The organism is Burkholderia sp. HI2761, assembly GCF_002223355.1.
Taxonomy (GTDB): domain Bacteria; phylum Pseudomonadota; class Gammaproteobacteria; order Burkholderiales; family Burkholderiaceae; genus Burkholderia.
In genome coordinates this window covers 382,572-409,387 of the sequence record NZ_NKFN01000009.1, presented here as the reverse complement: position 1 = coordinate 409,387, position 26,816 = coordinate 382,572, and the positions used below count along the sequence as shown (strand labels likewise).

Here is a 26,816-nt window from a genome sequence, read left to right as displayed (position 1 = left end):
ACGCAGCGACGATAACGATCCGAGAATCCGTTATTGGAACGCCCGCGCCGCGCTTCCTATACTGGGCTCCCGGCGCACACGGCCCGTCTTTCGAGGAATACCGCATGACTTCGTCGCACGCAGCCTTCGACCTTTCCACCGGTACCGACTACGATGCGCTCGCGAGCCGGTTCCGGCCGATCTTCGAGCGCATCGCCACCGGCACCGCCGAGCGCGAACGCCGCCGCGAACTGCCGCACGAGGCGATCGGCTGGCTGAAATCCGCTGGCTTCGGCGCGATACGACTGCCGGTCAACGCCGGCGGCGCCGGCGCATCGCTGCCGCAGTTGTTCCGGCTGCTGACCGAGCTGGCCGCCGCCGATTCCAATTTGCCGCAGGCGTTGCGCGGACATTTCGCGTTCGTCGAGGATTGGTTGAACGCGCCGGACGGGCCGCAACGCACGACCTGGCTCGACCGCTTCGCGAGCGGCCAGCTCGTCGGCAACGCGTGGTCGGAAGCCGGCGACGTACCGCTCGGCCAGACCGCCACGAAGGTGTCGGAGCAGCACGGCCGGCTCGTGCTGAACGGCCGGAAGTTCTACAGCACCGGCAGCCTGTTCGCCGACTGGATCGACGTGTTCGCGCAGCGCGCGCACGACGGCAGCGACGTGATCGTCGCGGTTGCGACCGCGCAGCCCGGCGTGATCCGCGAGGACGACTGGGACGGTTTCGGCCAGACGACCACCGGCAGCGGCACGACACGTTTCGAGAATGCGACGGTCGACGCGGACAACGTGATCGATTTCGCGCGCCGCTTCAAGTACCAGACCGCGTTCTACCAGTTGTTCCACGTCGCGACGCTGGCCGGTATCGGCCATGCGATCGTGCGCGACGCGGGCGAACTCGTGCGCAACCGCACGCGCGTGTACAGCCACGGCAATGCACGGCGCGCGGGCGACGACGCACAGCTGCAGCAGGTGATCGGCGAGATCGCGTCATGGGCATACGCGGCCGACGCGCTCGCGCTGCGCGCCGCGCAACCGCTTCAGCAGGCGTACGAAGCGCGCTTCGGCGGCGACGAGGCGGCCGAGCAGGCCGCGAACGTCGCGGCCGAAATCGAATCCGCGCAGAGCCAGCTCGTCGTGTCCGAACTCGTGCTGCGCGCGGCGACGCGCCTGTTCGACGCGCTCGGCGCGTCCGCGACCCGCAGCACGACCGCGCTCGATCGCCACTGGCGCAACGCGCGCACGGTGTCGTCGCACAATCCGCTCGTCTACAAGGCGCGCATCGTCGGAGACTGGATCATCAACGGCCGCACGCCGCCGTTCGTCTGGCGCGTGGGCAACGGTTCGGGCGCCGATGCGGGCACCGGCACGCAAACGGGAGCCGCGCAATGAGCAAGACCATCCGCTTCAACGCGTTCGAGATGAACTGCGTGGGCCACCAGTCGCCCGGCCTGTGGGCGCATCCGCGCGACCGCTCGTGGCAGTACAAGGATCTCGACTACTGGACCGACCTCGCCCGCGTGCTCGAGCGCGGGATCTTCGATGCGATCTTCATCGCGGACGTGATCGGCTACTACGACGTGTACAAGGGCAGCAACTATCACGCGCTGCACCAGGCCGCGCAGATCCCGGTCAACGATCCGCTGCAACTGGCCGCGCCGATCGCGATGGCGACCGAGCATCTCGGCATCGGCATCACCGCGTCGACGACGTTCGAGCACCCTTACACGTTCGCACGCCGGCTGTCGACCGCCGACCATCACACGAAGGGCCGGCTCGCGTGGAACATCGTCACGTCGTACCTGGAGAGCGGCGCGAAGAACGTCGGCGATCACGGGCTGCGCACGCACGACGACCGCTATGCGGTCGCGGCCGAGTACGTCGAGGTGCTGTACAAGCTGTTCGAGGGAAGCTGGGAGGATGGTGCGGTGGTGCGCGATCGCGACGGCCGCGTGTTCACGCATCCCGAGAAAGTGCACGAGATCGGTCACCAGGGCCGCTTCTTCGACGTGCCCGGCTATCACCTGTGCGAGCCGTCGCCGCAGCGCACGCCGGTGCTGTTCCAGGCCGGCGCGTCGGGCCCCGGCAAGGCGTTCGCCGCGCAGCACGCCGAGTGCGTGTTCGTCGCCGCGCCCACCCGCGACCAGCTTGCGCGCTACGTGGCCGACGTACGCGCGCAGGCCGCTGCCGCCGGACGCGACCCGGCCAAGGTGCTGATCTACAACCTCGTCACGGTGATCGTCGACGAGACCGACGAGCGGGCGCAGGCCAAGTTCGACGAGTATCGCCGCTACGTGTCGTACGACGGCTCGCTGGTGTTCATGTCGGGCTGGACCGGTATCGACTTCGGCCAGTACGCGGCGACCGATCCCGTCAGGCGCGTCGAAACGAATGCCATCGTGTCGGCGGTCGAGCACCTGTCGGGCGGCGACACCGCGTGGACGATCGAGGCGCTGGCGGCCTGGGGCGGCATCGGCGGGATGGGCCCGGTATTCGTGGGGTCGGCGGCGACCGTCGCGGACATCCTGCAGGAATGGGTGGCCGCGACCGACGTGGACGGTTTCAATCTCGCGTATGCGGTCGCGCATGAAACCTTCGAGGATGTCGTCCGCCATCTCGTGCCCGAGCTTCAGCGCCGCGGCGTGTATCCGAGCGCGTATGCGCCGGGCACGCTGCGCGAAAAGCTCTTCGGCGGCTCGGCGCGATTGCCCGACGAGCATCCGGCCGCGCGGTTTCGCGATATCGAACAGGTCAAGCGCGAGGCCGAGCGGGAAGCGGTCGGCGCGTAACGAAAACGTCGGGCAATATCGAAGCCGGCCGGTCCGCATATGCGACTCCGGCCGGCTTCAGGACAAACGGCTTCGTGCGGTTCGACGAAGCCGTTCGTGTTTTCCGGGGAAGGCGAGCGTCCCCGTCAGCGCCCGTCAGCGCTTACGCGACGCTTTCGTCGTCGATGTCGTGCGCCGTCGGTTCGTGACGCACGATCAGCAGAAACACGATCGGCGTGACCGCACTGACCGCGACGACCCAGAACATGTCGGTGCCGAGTCGGGCTTGCAGGATCGGCAGCACGAACAGCGCCAGCGCCTGGCCGATGCCGCACAGCGACCGTCCGAAGCCGACGCCGGTGCCGCGGATCGCGGCGGGATACGACAGCGTCGGATAGATCATCATCTGCGCCCCCGGCCCGAACCCTTCCGCGAACAGCCACGTGCCGAGCATCAGCAGCACGACGCCCACCGCCAGTGCGCCATGCGGATGTCCCGCGAGCGCCAGCGCGACGAGCGCGACCGTCTGCAACGCGAAACCCGCGATCGCGACGTGGCGCGACGGATAGCGATACGCGAGACGCATGCCCAGCAAGCCGCCGGTGAACGCGAACAGCACGTTCAGCGCCAGCGATGCCGCGATCGTCTCGAACACGCCCGCACCCAGAAATTGCGACAGAATCGACGGCAGGAAGAACGCAATCGCCGTGTACTCGAACGGGATGCACAGGTTCATCACGCTGGCGACGATCGTGCGCCCCAGATACGGGCGCTGAAACAGCACGCGAATCCGCACGGGCGGCGGGCTCGGCTCGCGTCGCGCGTCCTCCGCTTCGTGCGCGTGAATGCCGTACGACTCGCGCAGGATGCGCGCGGCATTGGCCAGATCGCCCTGATTCGCGGCCCACAGCGGCGATTCGTTCATGAAGCGGTTGCGGAACAGGATGATGACGAGCGCCGGCACCGCGCCGAAAATCAGCGATGCGCGCCACAGCCATCCCGCATGCTCGGCCGGCAGCAGGAAATACAGGCCGAAGATCAGCAGGAAGCAGACCGACGACGCGACGTACCACATCGGGCACCATGCCGCGAGCCGCGACGCCTTGTTGCCGCGGCCGTCGAACTTCGAGAATTCCGCGAGGAACGCCATCGCGACGGGCAGGTCGATGCCGACGCCGAGCCCCATCACGAAACGTGCGGCGATCAGCACCCAGACGTTCGGCGCGAGCCCGGCCGCGATCGCCGCGACCACGAAGAACAGCATGTCGGCCATGAACACCTGATAGCGGCCGATCCGGTCGGTCAGCCAGCCGCCGATCAGGCTGCCGAAGATCGTGCCGATCATGATCGCCGACCCGACCAGCCCGGTCAGCGCGGGCGTCAGCCCGAATTCGCGCGCCACGTCGTCGATGCCGTACGACAGCGTCGTCAGGTCGTACGCGTCGAGAAACACGCCGCCGAGCGCCAGCAGCACGATCATCCGTGCATGGCTGACCGAACTGCCCACCGTGTTGATCAGGCGCGCGACGTCGCTGGCCGAGCGGATGGGGGAAGAAACCGGCGTGACGGGGCTCAGATCGATCGAACTCATCGGATTCCTTAGTTTATTGCCGAATGCACGGCAAGGTCGTCGTGAAGCCGGGAACCGGGCAGGTGCCTTCGCGATCATCGCGGCGCCAAGCGAACGCGGCGCCGCTGTGGGCGGGTTCCGGCAGCAGAAATTCTGTTCCTCCGATCCGGCAATCCCAAGCGATATAAAGCGATAAATTAATCGGCGTGCGTCATAAACACGGCCGGAATCCCGGTCACGCCGGCCCGACATCGCCGGCCCGCACGGCACACGACTTCATGGCGAGGACGCCGACCGGACGAACTCGGCCAGATCGCGATTGAACCGCTCGGCTTCCTCGATGAACGGCGCGTGCCCCGACTCCGCGTACACCTTGCTGGCAATGCGTGGATTCAGCTCGGCCGCGCGGGCCAGCGTCGCATGCGTATCGACCAGCGCGTCGCGGCCGCCGTAGACGAAGAGCAGCGGCACGCGCGCGTTGCCGAGCCCCGCGGCGGCGAACACCGACATCGTCGGGATGGCCTTTTGCATGTCCCACGACGCCATCGCGGCGTTGGCGAGCAACCGCTCGAACGTGACGGCATCCGGCCGACGGTTGAAGCACAGACCGACGAACGTACGTTCGCCGTCGAGATGCGTTTTCAGATCCGTCGCGTTCATGTCCCGGTACACGTCCGGATGATCGACGATCTGGCCCGGCGCAAGCTCGACCACGCCGTCGACGTACACAGCGCCCGCGATCGCGCGATCGCCGTACCTGGCGAGGTAGTTCGAGATCACCACGCCGCCGAGCGACCAGCCGACCACGACGGGTTTGCGCGCATGCGCGCCTTCGATGACGGCGGCGAGATCGTCGCCCCAGCGGGTTCCGTCGCGATACGGCTGCGCGCCGGACGGCTTGTCCGACAGCCCGTGGCCGCGCAGATCGTACGTGATGATCCGGAATCCACGCAGTTCGGGGCTGCGGACCTGCGCGTCCCAGTTCAGACGGCTGCCGAGCAGGCCGTGAATCAGGATGATCGGTACGCCGTCGGGGTCGCCGCTTTCCTGAACGGCCAGCTTCACGCCGTCCGTCGACGTGACGGTATAGCTCAGCGGCGCGGCCGCCGCGTCGTACGCCCATGCGAAGGGCGTCGCCCACCAGATCGCGGCAATCAGCCAGTGGATCAGCATTCGGATATTCACGATTTTTCCTGTAAGGATGAACGGGCGTACAGTCTCAACCCTCACACTGATGTGAGAGTCAAGCGAATCGTGCTAACCTGCCTTTCATGAAAAACCCGCCTCCGCCACCGCTGCTGACCGTCCGCAAACTCGCGCAGCTCACCGGCGCGAGCGTGCGCTCGATCCGGCACTACGACGAGCACGGCTTGCTCGCGTCGGTGCGCGCCGGCAACGGCTATCGCCTGTTCCCCGACAAGGCGGTGACGCAGGTCAAACAGATTCAGCGCATGATCGCGACCGGTTTCACCCTCGACGACATTCGCGGCTTTCCGGACTGCATGCTGCTGATCGAGGGCGCGCGTTCGTGCGATCAGAACACCGACGTCCAGCGCGACCGCCTCGAAGCGATCGACCGTCAGATCGCCGATCTAGAAAAGCGGCGCGCGCGGCTCGTCAAGATGTTGCGGGATGGCGCGGTGCCGCCGCTCGATTGACGCGGTGGCGTTCGCGGCACGGATCGCCTCTCCTCGCCCTTCGGCTACTCATACGCGCATCTGCAATGGACGGAGATCACCAAACCGTCGCGTACCCGCGCGGTCATCGAGTCCCTCGCCCTCACCCGAGCCGGCGGTAGCGATTGCGATTGCGATTGAGCGCGGCACGGCACGAACCGCCTCGCGTCAATCGTCGAAGGTGCCCTGATATTCCGGCGCGGCATCCGCGCGCGTGTTCAGTTCGAACATCACGCCGCCCGGCGCGCGGCAAAAGAAGCGCGAACCGCGCCCGTTGTTGAAGACGCCCGTCTCCATCGCGACGCCCTCTTGCTTGAAGCGCGCGAACAGCGCTTGCACGGCATCGAGGCTCGGCAGTTCGAAGCCGACGTGGAAATTGGCGGGCCACGCGGGCACGCCGTCGCCGACGTGATCGATCACGACGTCGAAACCCGGGCGTTTGAGGATCCACGATTTCTCCCAGCTTCCCGCGATCGTGAAGCCGAGGTATCGCTCGAAGAATCGGGCGGTCGCCAGTGTGTCGGCGGACGGAAAGCTCAGGTGGTTGAGCTTCATCGTGGGTGTCGTTTCGGTCATTGTCGCGTGCTCCGATGCGGTGGTGGGCGCAGGCCCCATGCCGTGCCGCCCGGTGACTTCAGAATACGAGCGCGGGCTCGCATTCCACAACTCGCATTGGACGCACCCGCCGAAAGGACGCCCAGCCCGCGTGAGGCGGTCGTTCGGGCGGCGAGCGACGCTCGCAACGGATCGCGCTGCTCGCATTCGGCGTCGTGCGACCGATCGCACCGGCGTGCGTCAAACGACGAAGGCCCGGCGTCCACACTCGGACGCCGGGCCACCGATCTACGGCGAATACCGGGCTTTGCATGCATTGCCCGGCACCTGCGCATCGCTCAACGCGACGCGACCTGCATCAGAACTGATAACCCGCGCCGACCACCGCGCCGAAGTCCGACCGCGCGTTGCCCGTTACCGATGCCTTGACGACCCAGCGGTTGCTCTCCGTCACGTACGAGTAGCCGGCCGCAAAGCCCTGCTGGCCGTGATAGTTCGACGTCGCCGCCGATACCATCGAGCGCCCCGCCCCCGTCGGCTGCGGCAAGCCTGCCACCGCCATCGCCGACGCCACGCCGCCGTACATGTCCTTCTTCAGGTCGTTGAACGAGTTGTATACCTGTCCGATGCGCTGGTCGGTATAACCCTTCGCCTGCGTCGACGCCGTCGCGAGGTTGTCGTTCAGCTGCTGCACGTTCACCGCGTCGGTCGGCGCCGTGCCGGCCGCGACGTTCGTGATCTGGCGCTCGCTGCCCTTCGCGCCGACCGAGAACGAGTTGTCGCGATCGGCGACGGAGCCCTGCCCGACCGCCACCGCGTTCTTGCCGGTCGCGGTCGCCGTCGAACCGATTGCACCGGCATCGGCACGCGCGATCCACGTGGTGTTCGAATCGGTTGCGGCCGCACGGATCTTGTCGTTGGCCGCCACGTTCTTCAGCGCGTTGTTGAACTGACCCACGTTGACCGCGTCGTTGTCGCTCACGCCCGCCGCGACACCGGTCAGCACGCGGTCGCCCGCCGTGCCGGTGAAGTTCACGCTCGCGCCGCCGGAGTCCTTGCCGACCGTGATCGCGCCGTTCGGATCCTGCTGCTGCACGAGGCCGGCCTTGCCGTTCGCGATGTTGGTCACGCTGCCTTGCAGGTTCGAAATGTCGGTGGTGTTCTTCGACACCTGCTGATTGGTCGCGTAGAGCTGCGAACCGTTCACCGCGTCGGTGCTGGTCGCGCCGAGCGTGCCGGCCTGCACGTTGGTGATGCGCGTGCCGCCCGCACCGCCGAGCGTGATCGTGCTCTTCGAGCTGTCGTCGTACTGCACCGCGAGCGCGCCGAGCTGATTCAGGTTCGACTGCACGTCCTTCAACTGCTTCACGTTCACCGCGTCGGTATCGCTGGTGCCCGCCGCGACGTTCTTCAGCACGACCGCCGACGTTGCGTCGCCGCCGACGAGCGACACTGAATTCAGCCGGTTGCCGCTCGGGTCGACGTCGTACTTGACGACGTTTTTCACGGCTTCGCCGGCCTGGTTCGACACCTGCGTGATCTGCTGTTCGAGCGCGGTCTTCACGCCCGACAACTGGCCGCCGTTCACCGCATCCGTGCTGCCCGCGGCGAGGTTGCCGTCGGCCACGTTCGTCAGCTTCGTCGGCGCACCGCCGCGCGCGGCGTTGAACGCGCCGAGCGCCGGGTCGAATTGCAGCGCATCCTGTTGCAGCCCGGCAATCGCGGCCGTGTTGCCCGCGATATTCGTCTCGGCGTTGCCGATGCGCGTTTCGTGATTCTCGAGCGTCGTCGTGTTGCTGCCGACGCGGCCGTCGAGGTTCGTCAATGCGTCGCCGACGTTGTTGAACGCGCTGCCGCCGATCTTGTAGTTCGGTGCGCCGATCGAGCCGTCCGGGTTCGCGCTCGCGCCGCCGCCGAGCGCAGCCGCGGCGCCGTCGGTCGCGCGGCGCAGTTGCGCGCCGTTCACCGCATCGGTGCTGCCGGCCGCCACGTTGCCTTCCGCGACATTGGTCACGCGCACCGGGCTGCCGCCGTTGCCCGCGCCGAGCGACACCTGCTGCTTGCTTGCATCGTCGTATTTGACGGCGAGCGCATCGAGCTGGCTCGTCCCGTCGTGAATCGCCGCGGTCAACTGATCGACGTTGACCGCGTCCGTTCCGCTCTTGCCGGCCGCGACGTTGCTGATGAGTTGCGGACCGTGGCCGCCGTGGCTCGCATCGTAGGCGCCGAGGTCCGGGTTCCATTGCAGCGCATCCTGCTGAAGCGCCGCGATGTTGCCGGTATTCGTCGTCACCTGGTTGCCGACGGTCGTGATCGACTGGTTGAGCGTGTCGGTCGCCTTGCCGAGCTGGCCCACGTTCACGGCATCGCCTGCCGCCACACCGTCCGCGACGTTGTGCAGGCCGACCGGCGCCGCGGCGCCCGTGCCGCCGAGCGTGACGCCGCCGTGTGCATCGTCGTCGTACTGCACCGCGTTCTTCGTCGCGTTGCCGATCTGGCTGGTGATCGACGTGCTCAGGTTGCCGAGCGTCGTGCTGAGGTTGTTCGTCACGCTCGTGCTGAGCGATGCGAGGCCGCCCGTCAACTGGCCGACGTTGACTGCGTCGTGCAGGTCCTTGCCGTCCGCGACGTTGTGCAGCGTCGTGCCGTTCGGGCCGGCGAACGTCACCGAGTCGAAGCCGCTCGCGCCGTCGTACTTGACGTTGCGCGTATCGGCCGCCTGCAGGTTGACGATGTTCGACGCCGCGGTGCTCAGCGAGCCGTTGATGCCGGTCACGCTGTTCTGCAGGTTCGTGATGTTCGAAGCCGCCGTCGAAACGGACGTCTGCAGCGGCGCGATGCTGCCCTTCAACTGGCCGACGTTGACGGCGTCGGTATCGGCGACGCCGGCAGCCACGCCGCCGATCGTCGTGCCGGTGGCGCCGTCGAGCGCGATCGCCGCATGCGAATCGTCGGTGTATTTCACGACGTTCTGCGTCGCCGTGACGATGCTCGTGCTGAGGCTGTTGCCGACGCTGGTCACGCGTGCGTCGACGTTCGAGATCGAGGTCGACAGCGCATTGCCGACCGACGTCACGCGTGCGTCGACATTGCCGATGCCCGTGCTCAGCGTACTGTTCACGTTCTTCAACTGCTGGACGTTGACGGCGTCCGTATCGGCCGCGCCGGCCGCGACGTTCTTGAGCTGGCGTTCCTTGCCGAGCGCGCCGAACGACACCGCGCCGCCGACCGGCGCGGCCGTGCCGCCGAACACCGGCGTGCCGCCGTTGTTCGCGCCGACGCTGCCCGAGCCGATCGCCACCTGGTTGTTGTCGTTCGTCTGCGCGCCCGCGCCGATCGCCACCGACTGCGTGCCGGCCGCACGCGTCTGCGTGGCCGCGTCGTACGAGGCGCCGGCCGATACGCCGTCGCTCGACGTCGGGTTCGCGCCGCCGATCGCGACCGAACGGTCGCCGCTGGCCAGCGCCGAATGGCCGAGCGCGATCGAGCTCGTGCCGTGCGCATCCGCGACGTTGCCGAGCGCCATCGAGAAATCGCCGACCGCGGCCGACTGGCGGCCGATCGCCAGCGCCGTGTTGCCCTGCGCGACCGCCACCGTGCCGATCGCGGTGGACGAATTCGCCAGCGCCTGCGAACCGACCCCGATCGCGATCGCGCCGCCGCTGCTGCTGCCGCCGTTGCTGCTCGCATTCGACTGGTCGCCGATCGCGATACCGCTGGAGCCTGCCTTCGCATTGGTGCCCTGCGTCACGTTCGTGGTACTGACCGCGACGAAGCTGCCGTTCTTCGTTGCCACGCACAGCGGGTTGGTGCCGTCGATGCACTGGCCGTTCAGCGCGTTGTCCGGGTTGCCTCGGTCGACGAAATTGTCCGCGTGCGCGGCGCCGGCGATCAGCACACCCGCCCCCGTGAACATCGCGGCGGCGAGCGCCGAAATCTGCTTCCTCTTCATGGTCTTCTGCTCCGTTGTGTAGCGTCTGGTTTGAATATGGACTACTTACTTTTATTGACAGCTTCGACTTCGATTGCGACTTCGTTTCGGAAGCGGATTCCGGCGCCGGGCAAGCCATGTCGACACGACACGCGTCGAGCATCCGTTTCGACCGGGCGTTCGAACGCCCGGGGCATGCCGTCGGCCTGACGTCCCGTTCCGTTAATTCGACAACTGCATTAGGAATACGTATCGATTTCCATGGACGAGTCTTTCCCCGACTGAATCCGGAGATTCAACCCGTCGTCATGACCATCCCCGATTTGTCGCCGCACCGATCGCGGCTCACTCCGCTTCTTTTATTTCATCCCCGGCGACCGGGTTTCACTTCGTGCAGCGAGCACATGCCTGGACAATCATCAATTGATGCGCCGGCCCCGGGTCAGGCAACGTCCGTCACCGCTTGCGGTGCTTCCGCTTACCTGCTCCACCCGTTACTCAAAGTTCGGACGAATTATGAGACACGAACTTGAATTATTAAAGCGGGCATTCTTTATAGATTGTAAAATTCCGGATATTCAATGAGTTACGTAAAATAAGCCCACCCCGCAAACGATTGCCGCTCGACGCCGTTATTCAAGATCTTTTACCGGGCGGATAAATACTTTGCCAAAGCGGATTCAAATAATGTTTTTCCATAAAATACAATCCGAAAGCCGGCCGGATACGCGGCTTCTCACTGGGTATACGCGTAAACCACGAGTAATTGCGCGCCTCGACGTTTCACATCCCTGTCGCAAACCGACATTTTCGATAATCACGAAGATGGAATGGCGCGAATGAAGCGGTCATGGCTGGCCGGATTTCCAATATGCTCCTACAATTCCGCTCGCATCGATTCCGGCAGTCGCGATCATTCTCCACGCGAGCACGGCAATGCGTCGCGTCCCGACCGGCTCGGCGATCAAAACGACGAACGCCGCGCGATGCGCCGAGCGGTTGCCTGCCGCGCGGTTCTACCCTGTCGGGAATCGATGCGAGCGTGCGATGCGCCGGATGCATCGCCACGGAGCGGCTTCCGACGTTTCCATCTCACCGGGCAGGCCACCCGCGGAAAACGCAGCCAACCGCCTTTTCACAACAGGTGCACGATGCCTTCATCGATCTCCGCATTGAGCGACGCGCATATCCTGATCGTCGACGATCAACCCGACCAGCTCCGTTTGCTGACCGACATCCTGCGCAGCACGGGATGCCGGATCAGCATCGCATTCGACGGCGAGCAAGCGTGCCAGCGCGCGCAGGCGCTGATGCCCGACCTGATCCTGATGGACGTGCGCATGCCGCGCATGGACGGCTTCACCGCATGCCGCCTGCTGGCCGCCGATCCGCTGACGGGCGCGATCCCGATCATCTTCCTGACCGTGGCCGGCGCGTTGCACGAACGGCTCGAGGGGCTCGAGATCGGCGGCGTCGACTATGTGGTGAAGCCGTTCGAGCCGGCGGAGGTGATCGCGCGGATTCGCGTGCAGCTCTCGCGAGCGAAACGCGAACGGCCCGCCGGGACGGAACAGGCGGAAAGCCCGTTCGCGGGCGGCAACGACGACGACATCATCGTGCGCGCGGCCATCCGCCACCTGTCGCGCACGCTCAACGATCCGCCGACGGTGGAGGAACTGGCGCGTGCGGTCGGCACGCACGAAAAGCGCTTGTCGCGCGCGTTTCGCGACAATCTCGGCCAGACGGTATTCGAATATCTGCGCTACGAGCGGCTGCGGATCGCGCAGGATCTGCTGGATTCCACGTCGCTCAGCATCGCCAGTATCGCGAAGGAAATCGGCTTTTCCACGCCGGCCAATTTCGCCACCGCGTTCCGCGAACGTTTCGGCATCACGCCGACCGAATGGCGACGCCAGGGCCATGCGGGCGCGCGCACCGTTACCCGGGCGCCGCAACGCCGCGTGTAGGCCGCATGCGACGCGCTCACCAGTTGTATTTCGCGCTGGCCAGCACGGTCCGCTCGTTGCCGAACACGCACACGGCGTACGACTGACAGCCGCTCACATAGCGCCGGTCGAACAGGTTCGCGACGTTCACCGCGAAGCGCCAGCGCGGCAGGTCATAATGGATCGCGAGGTCGTAAAGCGTCGCGCTCGGCACCGTCAGCGAATTGTCCGGCGCGCCGGCCGATGCGCTCTGGTAGCGCACGCCGCCGCCGATGCCGAGACCGGCCAGCGCGCCCGTGTGCCAGGTCCAGTCGGCCCACATCGACGCCATCTGCCGCGGCAGCGGTACGGACACCGGCCAGTGGTTCAGCGACGCGTCGTTCGCCTGCACGTTCTTGACGTCCTGATAGAGATACGACGCGACGATCGACACCTCGCGCGTCACCTTGCCGACCGCACTCAGCTCGATGCCGCGCGAGCGCACCTTGCCGGTCTGCACCGACGTCGTCGCGCTCGGGTCGAGATTGACCGGCGTCGGCGTCACGACGTTGGTCTGGTCGATCTGATACACGGCCGCATTCAGCATCAGGTTCCGGCCGGCCGGCTGCCAGCGTAGCCCGGCTTCCGTCTGCGTGCCGCGGGTCGGCTTCGGCAAGCCGCCGCCGAACATCCGCACGCCGATGACCGGATCGAACGACGTCGAATAGCTGACGTACGGCGATAACCCGGCGTCGCCGCGATAGGTAAGCCCGACGCGTCCGGAGAACGCACTGACGTCCTGCTGCGCATGCGTGCCGGCGGTCCGGTCGTCGAAGCGCGCGTTCACGACGTCCTCGCGGCCGCCGAGCGTCAGCGTCCAGCGCTGCCAGCGGATCTGGTCCTGCGCATACACGCCGAACCCGTTCATCGCGGTGTACTGGTCGACGTGGCCGAGCGACGTCGGGCCGGAGAAGATCGCGGCCGTCACGGGCCGATAGACGGGGTGGTACAGGTCGAGCGACGGCGCGAGCGCAAGCTGCACGCTGTTGGTCGTCGTCTGCCGGTCGAACTGCAGGCCGAACAGCAGCGTGTGTTCGAGCGGCCCCGTGCCGAAGCGCGCCTGCGCATGATTGTCGATGTCGAGCCGGCTGTAGTTGAGCTGGAACAGCCCCGCGAAACGCATCATGTTCGTCGTGCTGCGGGGCACGAGGCCGTTGCCGAACACCGTCGCATCGTCGAGCGACAGGTGCGACCAGCGCACGTCCTGATGCAGCGTCCAGATCGCGTTCACGCGGTGTTCCAGCGCGTAGCCGAGCGACCATTGCTTCTTGCGGTAGTCGTTGAACGACGGGTCGCCCATGTAGATGTCCTGCGACAGGCGGCCGTTCGGGTTCGGCAGCACCGTGCCCTGAGCGGGCAGGAAGTTCGACGAGATGTCGCCGCTGTCCTGCAGGTACATCGCGGAAAACGTCAGCGACGTGTCGGCGTTCGGCCGCCACCGGAACGACGGCGCGAGCGCGACCCGCCGGTCGCCGTTCGGGCCGGTCACCGCGTTGCCGTCGCGCGCGACGCCGACGAAGCGGTACGCATACTTGCCGTCCGGATCGAGCCTGTCGCCGACATCGAGCATGGCTTGCTTGCGCGCATCGTTGCCGATCTGCACGCCGGCTTCACGCACGCGCGCGCCGTCGGCGCGCTTCGTCTGCGCGTCGACGATCGCGCCGGGCTCACCCGCGCCGTACAGCACCGACGTCGGCCCGCGCAGCACCGCGATCGAATCGATCGTGTACGGATCGACGCGCCAGTTCGCGATCACGGCCGTGTCCGGCGCCGGCAGGCCGTCGACGTACAGCGTCGGCGTGAAGCCGCGCAGCGCCGCATACCAGTCGGTGCGGCTGTCGGCGCCGAACGTCGCGAAACCCGGCACGTAGCGCAACGCCTGGTTCAGGTCGGCCGCGCCGGTCATCTCGATCTGTTGCGCGGTCACGATGTTGATCGTTTGCGGAATCTCGTCGATCGGCGTGTCGGTCCTGGTGCCGGTGGCGGTGCGCCGCCCGACGAGCCCGACGGCCGAAGCATCGGTCGGCCCTCGCACGTCGATGGCCGGCAGCACGGCCGCCGCGGCCGGCGCCGATGCCTGCGCGTGCGCACCGCCCGCGGCGGCCATGCACAATGCTCCGCCAGCCGCGATCGCCGTCGCGCGCCGCCCCGCCTCTGTCTCCATCCACATCGTCTCGATACTCCGTCGTGCTGGGTTGGCCCGTTCGGCCGGATCGACGGACCGCGTATCGTCGGGGTCCGTCCGGTGGTGTCGTGATTACCGTGCTGGCGAAGGCAGTGAAGCGTGGATCGGTACGCACCGGCCGATCGCGCCGTTCGCGAGCGCAGCGATCATACCGGCCGAACGTGGCGCGGTCTTTAAAAAAAGAATTGGACCGGTGACGGGGCGGCACGCATATTGCGCGTCGCCCGAACCTCATCAGGGACCCGGCATAGCCGGGCATCGACGTGACACGCACATCAGGCAGGATTCACATCGGCATTTCAGGCTGGCGCTACCCCGGCTGGCGGGGGACCTTCTACCCGGACGACCTGAAGCAGGCCGGCGAGCTGCGGTATGCATCGGGCCGGATGCAGACGATCGAAATCAACGGCACGCACTACAGCCTGCAAGCGCCGGACAGCTGGCGGCGCTGGTATGCCGAAACACCGCCGGGGTTCGTGTTCAGCGTCAAGGGCTCGCGCTACCTGACGCACATACTGCGTTTTCGCGACGAAGCAGCCACGGTCGCGTGCGCGAATTTTTTCGCCCAGGGGCTGCTCGCGCTGAAGGACAAGCTCGGGCCGTTGCTGTGGCAATTCCCGCCGTCGCTGCGTTTCGACCCGGCGCACATGGAGCACTTCCTGAGCTTGCTGCCGCACGATACGGAAGCCGCACTCGCGCTCGCCCGCCGGCACGATTCGCACGTCCGGGCGACGTATCTGGAGATCGACCGCAAGCGAGCGTTGCGCCACGCGGTGGAAGTGCGGCACGAGAGCTTCGTGGATCCGGCGTTCGTGAAGCTGCTGCGCCGCCACAAGGTCGCGCTCGTCGTGTCGGATTCGACCGAGGCGTGGCCCCAGTTCGAGGATCTGAGCGCGCGTTTCGTTTACATGCGGCTGCACGGCACCGAAACGAAGTATTCAGGCGAATACTCCGATGCGGCGCTCGAGCGATGGGCACGCAGAATCGAAACGTGGAGCCAGGGCGGGCAGCCCGACGATGCGCGTCTCGCCGCACCCGCGCTGCAACCGCCGCGCGCGGCCACGCGCGACGTGTACTGCTATTTCGACAACGACACGAAAACGCAAGCGCCGTTCGACGCCGGGCGGCTGATGGCGCGGCTCGGGCTGCATGCGCACGACACGGCATCCGAATGAAGCGGCTAGCAAGCCGCATGCCGAAAAATGCCGTCGGGAACCGCGAGGCCGGGCGCGCAATATGCTCCGGTGCTGCGAGATCATCTCCTCATCGCGCGCACCGCGCGCCCGGTAAATTTTTCACGACCGGCAAGCGGCGCCATGAACCAAACACTGCAAGGAGAAAGCGATGACCCTGCTTATCTACCTGGTCGGATGGATCATTTTCATCGGCGGCGTCGCCTGGGGCTTGATGACGCTGCACGTCGCGCAGTACATCATCGAGATCGTGGCCGTCATCCTGTTCGGCATCGCGGTCATCACCGGCGCGACGCGCGCGCGGAATCGAGATCGGTCGTAACACGTCACGGGCGCCTGCCCTGCACGATCGGGCGGCATCGTCCGGATTCCTGACGTACGTCCAATGGCCGTTTCGCGCGCACGGCGGGACGCCGGGAATGCGCGCGCCTCCCCACCTCACCAGATAGTAGGCAACGCATGCGTCCTTTGCGTAGGCGACAGCGGTTGCGCTACGCTCGATCCGGCCTCGTATCGGGGCCGCAAATTTAAGCGCTTAAAATTTTTTGAAGCCGGCGATCCCGCATCCGACGGGATCCCTCACCTGGAGGATGACGATGAACAGACGATCGATGCTGAAATGGAGCGTTTCGACCGCGGCGCTTGCCTGTCTCGACCTGGCCGGCCCGCTGCCGGCCTTCGCGCAGGCCGTCACGCGTGCCGCGGGCAGCGCCCCGTTCGCGATGGGCGCCGACGTGTCGACGCTACCGGAACTCGAGGCGCACGGCGCGCAGTACTTCGACCGCGGGCACCCGCGCGACTGCCTGAAGATCCTGCACGCGCACGGCGTCGACTCGATCCGCATCAAGGTATGGAACGATCCGGGCAATCCGGATTTCTTCCCGGCGAATCAGAGCGCCGCGGCCGGCTACAACGATGCGGCCCATGTCGTTGCGCTCGCCAGGCGCGCGGCCGCGCTCGGGATGCGCATCCTGATCGATTTCCACTACAGCGACTGGTGGGCCGACCCCGGCAAGCAATACCCGCCGCACGCGTGGGCCGGCAAGAATCTCGCCGATACGTGCGCGCTGCTGTCGGCCTATACGACCGACGTGCTGCGCCAACTGCAGCGCGCCGGCGTGCGGCCGGAGTGGGTGCAGATCGGCAACGAGATCACGGGTGGCATGCTGTGGCCGCTCGGCCGCTACGACCAGTGGGACAACCTCGCTCAGTTGCTGAAGGCGGGCCACGATGCGGTGAAGGCCGTCGATCCGCGCATCAAGGTGATGCTGCACATCGACAGCGGCGGCGACAACGCGAAAAGCCGCTGGTGGTTCGACAGCGCGACGCAACGCGGGGTCGCGTTCGACGTGATCGGCCTGTCGTATTACCCGCAGTGGCAAGGCGCGCTCGACGACCTGCGCAACAACGCGAACGATCTCGCGGTGCGCTACGACAAGGAACTGATCGTCGTCGAGACCGCGTATCCGTGGACCACCAGCGACGGCGACTCCGAGCCGAACGCGATGACGAACACGGGCTCGACCGCGTTCCCGCCGTCGCCGGCCGGGCAGGCGCAATTCCTCGCGGCGGTCGTCGATATCGTGAAGGGTGTGCCGGGCCATCGCGGCAAGGGCGTGTTCTGGTGGGAGCCGGAGTGGATTCCGACGCCGGGCGTCGGCTGGAAGGTCGGCGCGGGCGATCAGTGGGACAACAACACGCTGTTCGACTTCCACGGCCACGCCCTGTCGTCGCTCGACGCATATCGCCAGCGCTGACGCGGCACGTCGTGACGGCGTCACCGCACCGGCGCAGCGCGCGTCAGTGCGGTGCGTCGAAGCGGCGACGCGCGGGCGTCGCCGTGCCGCTTGTGCCGCTTGTGCCGCCGGCTCCGCCCCGCCCGCCGTGCGCATCCCGGGCGAGCAGCGCGAACGCGACGAGCGCGAGCCCACAGCAGCCCGCGAATGTCGCGCGATAGCCGAACAGGTCGACGCACGCGCCCGACAGCACGCCCGACGCGATAGAGCCGACGCGCGCCGTGCTGAAGAACATCGCGGTGGCGGTGCCGGGGCGCGACGGCATCAAATCGCACACGCGCGTCATCCCGAGGCACGACGTGATCGCGACCACGCATGCGCTCAACAACTGCAGCGGCAGGATCGCATCGACCCGCGACACCGCCGCGAGCCCGATGAAATACGCCGCATGCACGAGCGCGCACGCCATCAGCCAGCGCGCCTTGTCCAGCCGCGTCGACCGGACGCCGAGCCACAGCATCATCGGGATTTCGAGCAATGCGGCCAGCCCGAGCGCCGCCGATACGTTCGTCGGCGTGCCGCCGAGTCCACGCACGATGTAGAGCGGCAGCACGATCATCGTCGCGTTCGCCGCCAGCCCTATCAGCGCGAGCGCGACGAGGGTCCGCAGCACGCTCGCGCGAGGCGCGGCGACGCCAGCCGTCGCCTCGTCCGGCGGCGCCGCGGCGCGATCGACTGCGCGCACATGCGCCGCCGTGGGCCGCCGCACCGGCTCCGGAATCCGCGCGACGATCGCCGCGCATGCGACGAAGCCCACGGAAGCCGCTAGAAAGAGCCCGGTAAAACCCGTCTGCGCGAGAATCAGCGCACCGAGCGCGGGACCGAACACCCACGCGATCGACAGCATCGTGCGCAGCGCGGCCGACGCGAGTTCGCGCTGCGCATCGTCGGCGACGGGCAGTACCGCGCGCGCGAACGAGAAGATCTGCGACAGCGACACGGCGCCCGCGCCGAGCAGGATCGTGCCGGCTGCGATCACCGGCCCGTGCGTCCGCAATACGCACAGCAGCGCGAAGCCCAGCGCGGCCGCCGCGAGCGACACGACGAGCAGCGGCCGGTGCCGGTCGCGGCGATCCGACCAGCGTCCGGCCCACGTGCTCGCGACCACCCCGCTCGCCGCGATCAGCGTCATGAACACGCCCGCGAGCAGCGGCGACATTCCCGCCGCCTCCACGCCGAACAGCGACAGGTACGGCGCGGTGAACGACATCGCGACGCCGAGCATCAGCGCCGCCGCGGACAGCGGTACGAAGTACGCGATCCCCGCCAGGCGCGCGAAATGCAACCGCAGCGACCGCAACGACTGCATCGCGTCAGTCCGGCTCGACCCAGGCGGCCACGTCCACCGCGCCGAGTTCCCGGCCGCCGAGCACGAAGCGCGCACCGTCCGGCGCGGGCAGCGTGCACGACGTGTCACCGTAGTTGAACGCGAACGTTACCCGCCCGCGTCGACGCAACCGCACACCGTCCGGCAGCGCACGCATCGGCAGGCCGGCATCGCGTGCGCAGCGGGCAACGATCGCGCGCAACAGCGTCCGATCGAAACAGGCCGTCGCCATCGTGACGTAACCGCGCCGCACGAGCGCCGGCACACCGTCGTCGCAGGCGGCCAGCACGTCTATGTCGGCCGGCGATTCCATGTCGATGTGATCGCGCCATTTCAGTGCATGGCCGTCGACACCGTCGAACGACACACGCGGCGCGAGCGAAGGCCGCAGCGATTCGACCTGGCCGATCCGCACCGGCAGCACGTCGCGCAGCTTGCCCGGTGCGAGACCCGGCGCGATCGCGAATTCCGCGGTGCGCGAACCCGTGCGCGGCCCGAACAACCAATGTGCGTTTCCGCGCGCGGCCTGCTCGACGACGCGATCCGTCACGACAGGCAGCGTCGGCACGACGACGAACGCATAACGCGACACGTCGGCATCGGCCGCGACGATATCGACGTCGAGCCCTAGCTCGCGCAGCGCGCGATACCAGTCGAACGCGTGCTGCTGATAGTCGAAGTCGGCGCCGTGCGGCTGGATGCGGATCATCCAGTCTGCCTCGTAGTCGAACAGCAGCGCGACGCGGGCCGTCTCACGCTCGCCGACGACGAGCGCGGGATCCAGCGCGGCGATCTCGCGTGCGACGCGCGCCACTTCATGACCGCCCGGCGACAACCGGTCGTCCGGCGCGTTGAGTCCCGAGTGCAGTTGCTCCTGCGCGTGCGGATACTGCCGCCAGCGGAAATACGACACGAGTTCCGCGCCATGCGCGAACGCTTCCCACGTCCACAGCCGCACCGCGCCCGCATGCGGCACCGGGTTGTACGGCCCCCAGTTGACGGGCCCCGCCTGCTGCTCCATCACCCACATCCGGCCGTTGCCGACCCCGCGATACAGATCGTGCGAGAACGCCGACACGTCCGGATGCCCGGTGCGGGCCCAGCGTCGCTTGTCCGCCTCATCGAGCGGCAGCACTTCGGTACGCGGCACCGGATAGCTGTCCCACGCGGCGACGTCGAGGCCGCCGCGTGCGAACGCGTAGTGATCGAACTCGGTGAAAAATCCCATGAAGTTATGCAGCACGTCGCGGCCCGGCGCGTGCGGACGGATCGCGTCGACCTGCGCGGCATGAAACCGCGCGACCTCGTCCGACTGATAGCGCCGGAAGTCGAGCAGGTGCGCGGGATTCGCGTCGGTCGGCGTATGACGCGGCAGCTCGATCTCGTCGAAGCCGCGATACTCCATGCTCCAGAACACGTTGCCCCACGCGCGGTTCAGCGCGCCGATGTCGCCATAACGCGTGGCGAGCCACGCGCGGAAGCCTTCGAGCGCCGCACGCGTGTAGCTGGGCAGCGTGTTGTGGCAGCCGAGCTCGTTGTCGGTCTGCCACGCGATCACCGCCGGATGGGCGCCGTAGCGCCGCGCCATCGCGTCGGCGATGCGCACGCAGTGCTCGCGATACACCGGGCTCGCGATGTCGTAATGGCGACGCGAGCCGAACTGCCACACCGCGCCGTCCGCGCCCACCGGCAGGATCTCCGGATGACGATCGACGAGCCACTTCGGCGGCGCGGCGGTCGGCGTGCCGAGCACGATCTTCAACTGCCGGCGCGCGAGCGTGTCGATCGCCTCGTCGAGCCACGCCCAGTCGTAGCGGCCGGGCTCCGGCTCCATCCGGCTCCACGCGAATTCGGCGATCCGCACGCGGGTCAGGCCCAGTTCGGCCATGCGCCGTGCATCGCGATCCCATTGTTCGCGCGGCCAGTGTTCGGGGTAGTAACAAACGCCGAGGTGCATCGTGGATTCCTTGCTGAAGAAAGAGGATGGGACGGTCAGCCCTTGGTCGCGCCGAACGTGAGCCCCGCGACGAAGTGCTTCTGCATCGCGAAGAACATCGCGACCGACGGCAGCGCGGCGAGTACCGAGCCGGCCGACACGATGTTCCAGGCCGTCGTCCACTGCCCTTTGAGCGCGGCGACGCCGACGGTGATCGGCGCCGCGTCGTCGCCTTGCGTGAGGCACAGCGCCCAGAAGTAGTCGTTCCATACGAACGTGAACACGAGGATCGCGAGCGCCGCGAGCGCGGGCCGCACGAGCGGCAGCACCACGCGCAAGTAGATCGCCCACTCGGACGCGCCTTCGACGCGCGCGGCCTCGATCAGCTCGAACGGCAGCTCGCGGATGAAGTTGCGCAGGAACAGCGTGCAGAAGCCGGTCTGGAACGCGGTATGGAACAGCACGAGCGCCCACACGGTGTTGTAGAGGCCGACGCCGAGCATGATCTGGCGCACCGGGATCATCAGAATCTGGATCGGCACGAAATTGCCGGCGACGAACAGCCCGAGCAGCACGAGATTGCCGCGGAACCGGTAGTTCGCGAGCGCGTGCCCGGCAAGCGACGCGAGCAGGATCGACGCGGCGACCGACGGTACCGTGATCAGGAGGCTGTTCGCGAAGTAATGAAGCATCGGCGTCTGCGTGAGCGCGGCGCCGTAGTTGGCGACGAGCGCGAACTGCTTCGGCCAGTCCCAGTAATGACCGGCCATGATCTCGTCGGTCGATCGGATCGACGTGACGAGCACCGCGAGCAGCGGCACGAGCCACAGCGCGAGCGCGCACGGCAGCGATAGCCGGTACAGCAGACGGGCGGGACGTCCCCAGCGGGACACGGGCATCGGATACATGTTGGTTATCCTTACGACTCGACGCGCACCAGCTTGCGAAGCTGCCACACGATATAGACGAGCATGATCGCGAACAGCACGACCGCGATCGCGGCCGAATAGCCTTCGCGGTAATACTTGATCGCCTGGTCGACCATGAAATATGCGAGCACGGTCGAGCTGTCGAACGGGCCGCCGCCCGTCATCACCGAGATCAGGTCGAAGCTGCGCAGCGCGCCGATCACGGTCAGCACGACCGCCATGAACGTCGCGGGCCGCAGTTGCGGCAGGATCACGTGCCACAGCAGCGTGAAGCCGCGCGCGCCTTCCATCCGCGCCGCTTCGACGATCTCGCCGTTGATGCCGGTCAGCCCGGTCAGGTAGAGAATCATGCAGAACGGAATCTGCGGCCACAGCGCGGCGGCGATCACGCCGTAGGTCGCATAGCGCGGATCGCCGAGCACCGGGATCCCGTGCCCGACGATCAGCTTCAGCAGCCCGAACGTCGGGTCGTAGAACCACGAGAACACGAGACCGACCACGACGCCCGGCAGCACGAACGGCGCGAAAAACAGCGACTTCACGAGCCGGATGCCGAACACGTTCTGGTTCAGGTACAGCGCGAGCGCGAGGCCGAGCGGCGGCGCGGCGAGAAACAGCACGAGCCACAGCACGTTGTTCTTCAGCGCGACGTAGAAGGTGTCGGACTGCAGCAGCTCGCGATAGTTGTCGAGCCCCGCGAACGTCATCGGCGTCATCCCGTCCCAGTGATGAAAACTCAGCCAGATGCTGCTGACGATCGGATACAGCACGAACACGGTGAAGAGCGCGAAACCCGGCAGCACGAACCACAGGGCCGCGCGGTTGCGCCGCCGCGCGAGCGACGCGCGTGCAGGCCGCTGCAAGCCGGCATCGCGGCGCGCGACACTTTCGGACAGGCTGGTTGACATGAGATGACCTTCGATGAAACGAACGTAACGGTGACGACGAAGCACCGGACCGGCAGCGCCGGCCCGGCCGCGCGGCGCATTACTTCCGGTAGATGCGCTTGCGGGTCTGCTCGAGGCGCTGCAGGATCGCATCGAGCTGCGTCGGATCGGACAGGAACTGCTGCATCGCCTTCATCCCCTCGTCGGCCATTTCCTTCGTCATGTCGCGGTCGTAGAACTGCGCGATCCCGCCCGGCGTCGTCGCGAGCGTGTGAAAGCCGATCTTCGAGATCGGGTCCTGCGGCTCCGGCGCCTTGTTGTTCGACGGCAGTTGCCCCATTCCCTTCGCGAATTCGCCGCTGACCGCCGGTTGCCCCATGAACGCGAGGAAGCGGCGCGCATCGGCCTTGTTGTGCGCCTTCGCGGGGACGATCAGCACATTGACCGGGCCGTCCTCCGCCAGCGGCACCGACGCGTCGATCACCGGAAAGCGGAAGAAGCTGATCGGGTTGCGCGTCGCGCTCAGCAGTCCTGCCGAATACCACGTGCCCATCAGCGTCATCGCGGCCTGGCCGTTGACGATCAGCGGGCTCAACGAATCGACGTCGTAGGACAGCGCGTTGTCGATGAAATACTTGTCGTCGATCAGCTTCTTCCACGCCGCGTACACGGCACGCACGCGCGAATCGGTATACGCGACGTCGCCGGCCATCAGCTTCTGGTGAAACGCATAGCCGTTGATCCGCAGGTCGAGGTAGTCGAACCACGCAGCGAGCGTCCACGCATCGCGCGCGGCCACCGCGATCGGCGCGATGCCGGCCGCCTTCAGCTTGCGGCACGCGTCGAGAAACTGCGGCCAGTCGGCCGGCTCGCCGTGAATCCCGGCCTTCTCGAACAGGTCCTTGCGATAGAACAACCCGTACGCGTCATAGCCGAGCGGCAAACTGTAAAGCTTGCCGCCGTAGGTCGACGACTGCTTGACGGACGCATACGTGTCGTTCCAGCCGTTCTTCTGCCAGTCCGCGCTCAGGTCCTCGATCAGCCCGCGCTTCGCGAAATACGCAAGCCGTTCGCCGTTGTTCCAGCTCAGCACGTCGGGCGGATCGGTCGCGAGCCACCCGGACATCTGCACCTTGTATGCCTCCTCGCCGACGTAGCTGACCTTCAGATCGATATCCGGATTCGCCTTGTGGAACTGGTCGAACGCTGCCTGCCACGTCGCGCGCTGGTTGCCGCGCGCGGCGACGTTCACTTTCAGCGTGCCCGCGTCGGCCGTGCCCGCGGCGCATGCCGCGGCAGTCGTCAGGGCAAGCAGCAGTCGGCTCGCACGAAGTTTCATCGTTGTCTCCTGGTATTGGTGTGTTGAATGCCGCGTCGCATGCGGCGGGTCGGCATTGCGCCGTTACGCGAACGCCGCTTCGGCGTGGATGGCCGGCAATGCGATGCCGGCTTCGTCGAAAAGGTGACAGCTCGACGGCGGCACGCGGAACGCGTGGCGCTCGCCGCGCCGCAATGCGGCCTGCCCCGGCAGTTTCGCGAGTAGCGGCACACCATCGGGCTGGTCGAGATGCACGTACGCGGCTTCGCCGAGCTGCTCGACGAGCGCGACGTCGCGGACGATCGACGGCAACCCGGCATCGCCGGACGCCGCGACCGTCAGGTGCTCGGGACGGATCCCGAGCGTCACGCGCGCGCCGCGGCCGACGTGGCGCGGCAACGGGCGATCGCGCAGCGTGAGCATTTCGCCGGACCCTTCCAGCGTCAGCCGGCAGCCGTGCGCATCGCCTGCGTCGACCACCGCCGGCAGAAAATTCATCCGCGGCGAGCCGATGAAGCCCGCGACGAAGCGGTTGGCCGGCCGGTGATACAGCTCGAGCGGCGCACCGGCCTGCGCGATGCTGCCGAAGCGCGCGACGTCGTCGCCCGCGTGCAGCAGCACGATCCGGTCGGCCAGCGTCATCGCCTCGATCTGGTCATGCGTGACGTAGACCGAACTCGATTGCGTGAAGCGCGCGTGCAGCCGCGCGATTTCGACTCGCGTCTGGCCGCGCAGCGTCGCATCGAGATTCGACAGCGGTTCGTCGAACAGGAACACGCGCGGCTCGCGCACGATCGCGCGGCCGATCGCGACGCGCTGCCGCTGCCCGCCCGACAACGCCTTCGGCTTGCGATCGAGCAGCGCGTCGAGCTGCAGCACGCGCGCGGCCTCGGTCACGCGGCGGCGGATTTCGTCCTTCGGCGTGCCGGCGATCCGCAGCCCGAAACCGATGTTGTCGAACACGGTCATGTGCGGAAACAGCGCATAGCTCTGGAACACCATCGCGACGCCGCGCTCCGCGGGCGGCGTGTCGTTCATCCGCGCGCCGTCGATCCGCAGTTCGCCTTCGGTCACGTCCTCGAGCCCCGCGATCATTCTCAGCAGCGTGGATTTCCCGCAGCCCGACGGGCCCAGAAACACGCAGAATTCGTGCGACGCGATCTCGAGGTTCACGTCGCGCAGCACCGGCGCATGGTCGCCGTAGCGCTTGGAGACATCCTTCAATGAAATGGCGGTCATCGCGCTCTCCTCTGGCCGGTCACACGCATCGGATCGGAAAATTTAAACGCTTAAATTTCTGTGGTTCGATTCGCCCGGTTCGCCGTACCATGTCGTCTCCTTCCTCTGATGTGTCGAGAAATTAGCGTATCGGCTGTCCCTGTGCAACTTGTGGGACACACTCCCAGAATATGAGCAGACACTCCCCCGCCTTACTGTTCTCTTGCGGCGCTGCCCGGCCGAACGGAGCCCTCGCATGGTGACACTCGCCCAAGTCGCGCGACGCGCGAACGTCACGGCGGCGACCGTCTCGAACGTGCTGCGCAATCCGCAGAAGGTGAAGCCGGCGACCGTCGAGCGCGTGATGGCCGCGATCCGCGAGCTCGGCTATCGGCCGAACCTGACCGCACGCGCGCTCGCGGAAGGCCGCACGTCGACGCTCGCGCTGATGCTGTCGAACATCACGAACCCGTTCTACCCGGAGTTCGTGCTGGCCGCCGAACGCGAGGCGCGCAAGCGCGGCCATTACCTGCTCGTGTCGAATACCGACGACGATCCGGCGATCACGCGCAACTACCTCGAGCGGATCGCGGGCACGCTCGCGGCCGGCGCGATCGTGATGAACACCGATCTGGCCGAAGCCGAACTCGCCGACATCACGCGTCACGGCGCATCGATCGTGCTGTGCATGTGGGAACACGTGCATGCGTCGCGCACGCTGCCGTGCGTGACCGTCGATTTCGCGGCGGCGGGCGCGCTGGCGGCCGCGCATCTGTCCGGGTTGCGGCATCGCGCGTTCGGCGCGCTCGTCGGCAAGGGTTCGGGCGGACCGCAGTCGGTGCGGCTGCGCGGTTTCGCCGACGAACTCGCCGCGCGCGGCCATCCGGCGAATGCGCTGACGACCGTGTCGGCGCACGACTCGATCGAAGGCGGCTACGAAGCGGCCGCCGCGCTGCTACGGGAAAAGCCGGGCCTCACCGCGCTGTTCGCGACCAACGACCTGATGGCGATCGGCGCGATGCAGGCCGCCGCCGATCTCGGCTTGCGCGTACCGGCCGATCTGTCGGTGGTCGGCATGACCGATATCCAGCTCGCCCACCAGTTCCGCCCCGCGCTGACGACCGTACGGTTCCCGACCGCGCAGATTGCCGCGCGGGCGATCGCGCTGACGCTCGACATGATCGACGGGATCGAGCCGTCCGCGGCCGTGCATACGATCGGCGCGCCCGAGCTCGTCGTGCGCGAATCGACCGGGGTGGCGCCGGACTGACGGTTCGACATGCACGCGTTTGCGCGTGCGGCGTATGCGTCGGCAATGAACGGCGTGGCGTCGGTCGCGCGGTTTGCGTTTTCGCATTCGACGAGGGCGGGAAACGTACATCGCCCCTTCGACGCGCGGCGAACCGATGCGGGCAGGAAGAGATCGGAAGTCCGAGAGAGCGGCATCCGACGCCACCGCTCCGCGAAACGCAAAATGGCGCGTCACCGAGACAACGCCGCGCGAGTCGACACGATTCGTCGTCCCGCCGGCGTTGTGGGTGACGCGCGTGTAGCGTGA

General features: G+C 67.0%; 19 protein-coding genes. 8 read left to right on the top strand and 11 right to left on the bottom strand.

Translation table 11 applies throughout. From position 1 onward, the window contains the following. Positions 1-104 precede the first annotated feature (104 nt). Both CFB46_RS33790 and CFB46_RS33785 read left to right on the top strand, forming a co-directional pair. Positions 105-1,376, top strand: coding sequence for an acyl-CoA dehydrogenase family protein (locus CFB46_RS33790; protein ID WP_027786564.1), 1,272 nt, complete (start codon positions 105-107; stop codon positions 1,374-1,376). Further along, positions 1,373-2,773 (top strand): LLM class flavin-dependent oxidoreductase, encoded by a 1,401-nt coding sequence (locus CFB46_RS33785; RefSeq protein ID WP_027786563.1) that lies wholly within the window; start codon positions 1,373-1,375, stop codon positions 2,771-2,773. Before CFB46_RS33790 ends, CFB46_RS33785 begins: the two co-directional genes overlap by 4 nt. A gap of 142 nt (positions 2,774-2,915) precedes the next feature. Here CFB46_RS33785 and CFB46_RS33780 read toward each other — a convergent pair whose 3' ends face one another. Beyond that, positions 2,916-4,343: an MFS transporter gene (locus CFB46_RS33780; protein WP_027786562.1), complete on the bottom strand. Its 1,428-nt coding sequence runs from the start codon at positions 4,341-4,343 to the stop codon at positions 2,916-2,918. Positions 4,344-4,598: 255 nt separating this feature from the next. Beyond that, positions 4,599-5,495 (bottom strand): alpha/beta fold hydrolase, encoded by an 897-nt coding sequence (locus CFB46_RS33775; protein WP_152777276.1) that lies wholly within the window; start codon positions 5,493-5,495, stop codon positions 4,599-4,601. 98 nt (positions 5,496-5,593) lie between these two features. Here CFB46_RS33775 and CFB46_RS33770 point away from each other — a divergent pair, with 98 nt between their 5' ends. Continuing rightward, positions 5,594-5,980, top strand: a complete 387-nt coding sequence (locus tag CFB46_RS33770) for a MerR family transcriptional regulator (protein ID WP_027786560.1) — start codon at positions 5,594-5,596, stop codon at positions 5,978-5,980. Positions 5,981-6,166: 186 nt separating this feature from the next. Here CFB46_RS33770 and CFB46_RS33765 read toward each other — a convergent pair whose 3' ends face one another. Then, positions 6,167-6,574, bottom strand: coding sequence for a VOC family protein (locus CFB46_RS33765; RefSeq protein WP_027786559.1), 408 nt, complete (start codon positions 6,572-6,574; stop codon positions 6,167-6,169). A 337-nt stretch (positions 6,575-6,911) separates the two neighbouring features. Next, positions 6,912-10,505, bottom strand: a complete 3,594-nt coding sequence (locus tag CFB46_RS33760; protein WP_027786558.1) for a YadA-like family protein — start codon at positions 10,503-10,505, stop codon at positions 6,912-6,914. A 1,130-nt stretch (positions 10,506-11,635) separates the two neighbouring features. Between CFB46_RS33760 and CFB46_RS33750 the strand changes: the two genes are divergently transcribed. After that, entirely contained in the window at positions 11,636-12,451 is an 816-nt protein-coding gene (locus tag CFB46_RS33750) for a response regulator transcription factor (RefSeq protein WP_027786557.1), read from the top strand. Positions 12,452-12,467: 16 nt separating this feature from the next. On the opposite strand, the gene CFB46_RS33745 is transcribed toward CFB46_RS33750, so the two are convergent. After that, positions 12,468-14,639, bottom strand: coding sequence for a TonB-dependent siderophore receptor (locus tag CFB46_RS33745; protein WP_089502466.1), 2,172 nt, complete (start codon positions 14,637-14,639; stop codon positions 12,468-12,470). A 278-nt stretch (positions 14,640-14,917) separates the two neighbouring features. Here CFB46_RS33745 and CFB46_RS33740 point away from each other — a divergent pair, with 278 nt between their 5' ends. The 3 genes from CFB46_RS33740 to CFB46_RS33735 all read left to right on the top strand — a co-directional run bounded on the left by CFB46_RS33740 (position 14,918) and on the right by CFB46_RS33735 (position 17,604). Beyond that, entirely contained in the window at positions 14,918-15,829 is a 912-nt protein-coding gene (locus CFB46_RS33740) for a DUF72 domain-containing protein (RefSeq protein ID WP_027786555.1), read from the top strand. A gap of 169 nt (positions 15,830-15,998) precedes the next feature. Next, positions 15,999-16,169: a hypothetical protein gene (locus tag CFB46_RS36190; protein ID WP_175884989.1), complete on the top strand. Its 171-nt coding sequence runs from the start codon at positions 15,999-16,001 to the stop codon at positions 16,167-16,169. A 274-nt stretch (positions 16,170-16,443) separates the two neighbouring features. After that, on the top strand, positions 16,444-17,604 hold the full coding sequence (locus tag CFB46_RS33735; protein WP_027786554.1) for a glycoside hydrolase family 53 protein: 1,161 nt from the start codon (positions 16,444-16,446) through the stop codon (positions 17,602-17,604). 43 nt (positions 17,605-17,647) lie between these two features. On the opposite strand, the gene CFB46_RS33730 is transcribed toward CFB46_RS33735, so the two are convergent. The 6 genes from CFB46_RS33730 to CFB46_RS33705 form a co-directional block, all read right to left on the bottom strand. Further along, positions 17,648-18,952 (bottom strand): sugar efflux transporter, encoded by a 1,305-nt coding sequence (locus CFB46_RS33730; RefSeq protein ID WP_027786553.1) that lies wholly within the window; start codon positions 18,950-18,952, stop codon positions 17,648-17,650. A gap of 4 nt (positions 18,953-18,956) precedes the next feature. Continuing rightward, positions 18,957-20,927 (bottom strand): beta-galactosidase, encoded by a 1,971-nt coding sequence (locus tag CFB46_RS33725; protein WP_027786552.1) that lies wholly within the window; start codon positions 20,925-20,927, stop codon positions 18,957-18,959. Between the two features lie 35 nt (positions 20,928-20,962). Further along, a complete protein-coding gene (locus tag CFB46_RS33720) occupies positions 20,963-21,814 on the bottom strand; it encodes a carbohydrate ABC transporter permease (protein ID WP_027786551.1) in 852 nt (283 codons plus the stop codon). A gap of 11 nt (positions 21,815-21,825) precedes the next feature. After that, complete coding sequence (locus tag CFB46_RS33715) at positions 21,826-22,743, bottom strand: carbohydrate ABC transporter permease (RefSeq protein WP_027786550.1); 918 nt, start codon at positions 22,741-22,743, stop codon at positions 21,826-21,828. A 79-nt stretch (positions 22,744-22,822) separates the two neighbouring features. Next, positions 22,823-24,061: an ABC transporter substrate-binding protein gene (locus tag CFB46_RS33710; protein WP_027786549.1), complete on the bottom strand. Its 1,239-nt coding sequence runs from the start codon at positions 24,059-24,061 to the stop codon at positions 22,823-22,825. A 63-nt stretch (positions 24,062-24,124) separates the two neighbouring features. Beyond that, positions 24,125-25,279, bottom strand: coding sequence for an ABC transporter ATP-binding protein (locus CFB46_RS33705; RefSeq protein WP_027786548.1), 1,155 nt, complete (start codon positions 25,277-25,279; stop codon positions 24,125-24,127). Positions 25,280-25,514: 235 nt separating this feature from the next. Here CFB46_RS33705 and CFB46_RS33700 point away from each other — a divergent pair, with 235 nt between their 5' ends. Beyond that, positions 25,515-26,528, top strand: coding sequence for a LacI family DNA-binding transcriptional regulator (locus CFB46_RS33700; RefSeq protein ID WP_027786547.1), 1,014 nt, complete (start codon positions 25,515-25,517; stop codon positions 26,526-26,528). Positions 26,529-26,816 lie beyond the last annotated feature (288 nt).

Coding starts and splice junctions, on each gene's coding strand:
- CFB46_RS33790 (WP_027786564.1), top strand. CDS start 105: ATGACTTCGTCGCACGCAGCCTTCGACCTTTCCACCGGTACCGACTAC.
- CFB46_RS33785 (WP_027786563.1), top strand. CDS start 1,373: ATGAGCAAGACCATCCGCTTCAACGCGTTCGAGATGAACTGCGTGGGC.
- CFB46_RS33780 (WP_027786562.1), bottom strand. CDS start 4,343: ATGAGTTCGATCGATCTGAGCCCCGTCACGCCGGTTTCTTCCCCCATC.
- CFB46_RS33775 (WP_152777276.1), bottom strand. CDS start 5,495: ATGCTGATCCACTGGCTGATTGCCGCGATCTGGTGGGCGACGCCCTTC.
- CFB46_RS33770 (WP_027786560.1), top strand. CDS start 5,594: ATGAAAAACCCGCCTCCGCCACCGCTGCTGACCGTCCGCAAACTCGCG.
- CFB46_RS33765 (WP_027786559.1), bottom strand. CDS start 6,574: ATGACCGAAACGACACCCACGATGAAGCTCAACCACCTGAGCTTTCCG.
- CFB46_RS33760 (WP_027786558.1), bottom strand. CDS start 10,505: ATGAAGAGGAAGCAGATTTCGGCGCTCGCCGCCGCGATGTTCACGGGG.
- CFB46_RS33750 (WP_027786557.1), top strand. CDS start 11,636: ATGCCTTCATCGATCTCCGCATTGAGCGACGCGCATATCCTGATCGTC.
- CFB46_RS33745 (WP_089502466.1), bottom strand. CDS start 14,639: ATGTGGATGGAGACAGAGGCGGGGCGGCGCGCGACGGCGATCGCGGCT.
- CFB46_RS36190 (WP_175884989.1), top strand. CDS start 15,999: ATGACCCTGCTTATCTACCTGGTCGGATGGATCATTTTCATCGGCGGC.
- CFB46_RS33735 (WP_027786554.1), top strand. CDS start 16,444: ATGAACAGACGATCGATGCTGAAATGGAGCGTTTCGACCGCGGCGCTT.
- CFB46_RS33730 (WP_027786553.1), bottom strand. CDS start 18,952: ATGCAGTCGTTGCGGTCGCTGCGGTTGCATTTCGCGCGCCTGGCGGGG.
- CFB46_RS33725 (WP_027786552.1), bottom strand. CDS start 20,927: ATGCACCTCGGCGTTTGTTACTACCCCGAACACTGGCCGCGCGAACAA.
- CFB46_RS33720 (WP_027786551.1), bottom strand. CDS start 21,814: ATGTATCCGATGCCCGTGTCCCGCTGGGGACGTCCCGCCCGTCTGCTG.
- CFB46_RS33715 (WP_027786550.1), bottom strand. CDS start 22,743: ATGTCAACCAGCCTGTCCGAAAGTGTCGCGCGCCGCGATGCCGGCTTG.
- CFB46_RS33710 (WP_027786549.1), bottom strand. CDS start 24,061: ATGAAACTTCGTGCGAGCCGACTGCTGCTTGCCCTGACGACTGCCGCG.
- CFB46_RS33705 (WP_027786548.1), bottom strand. CDS start 25,279: ATGACCGCCATTTCATTGAAGGATGTCTCCAAGCGCTACGGCGACCAT.
- CFB46_RS33700 (WP_027786547.1), top strand. CDS start 25,515: ATGGTGACACTCGCCCAAGTCGCGCGACGCGCGAACGTCACGGCGGCG.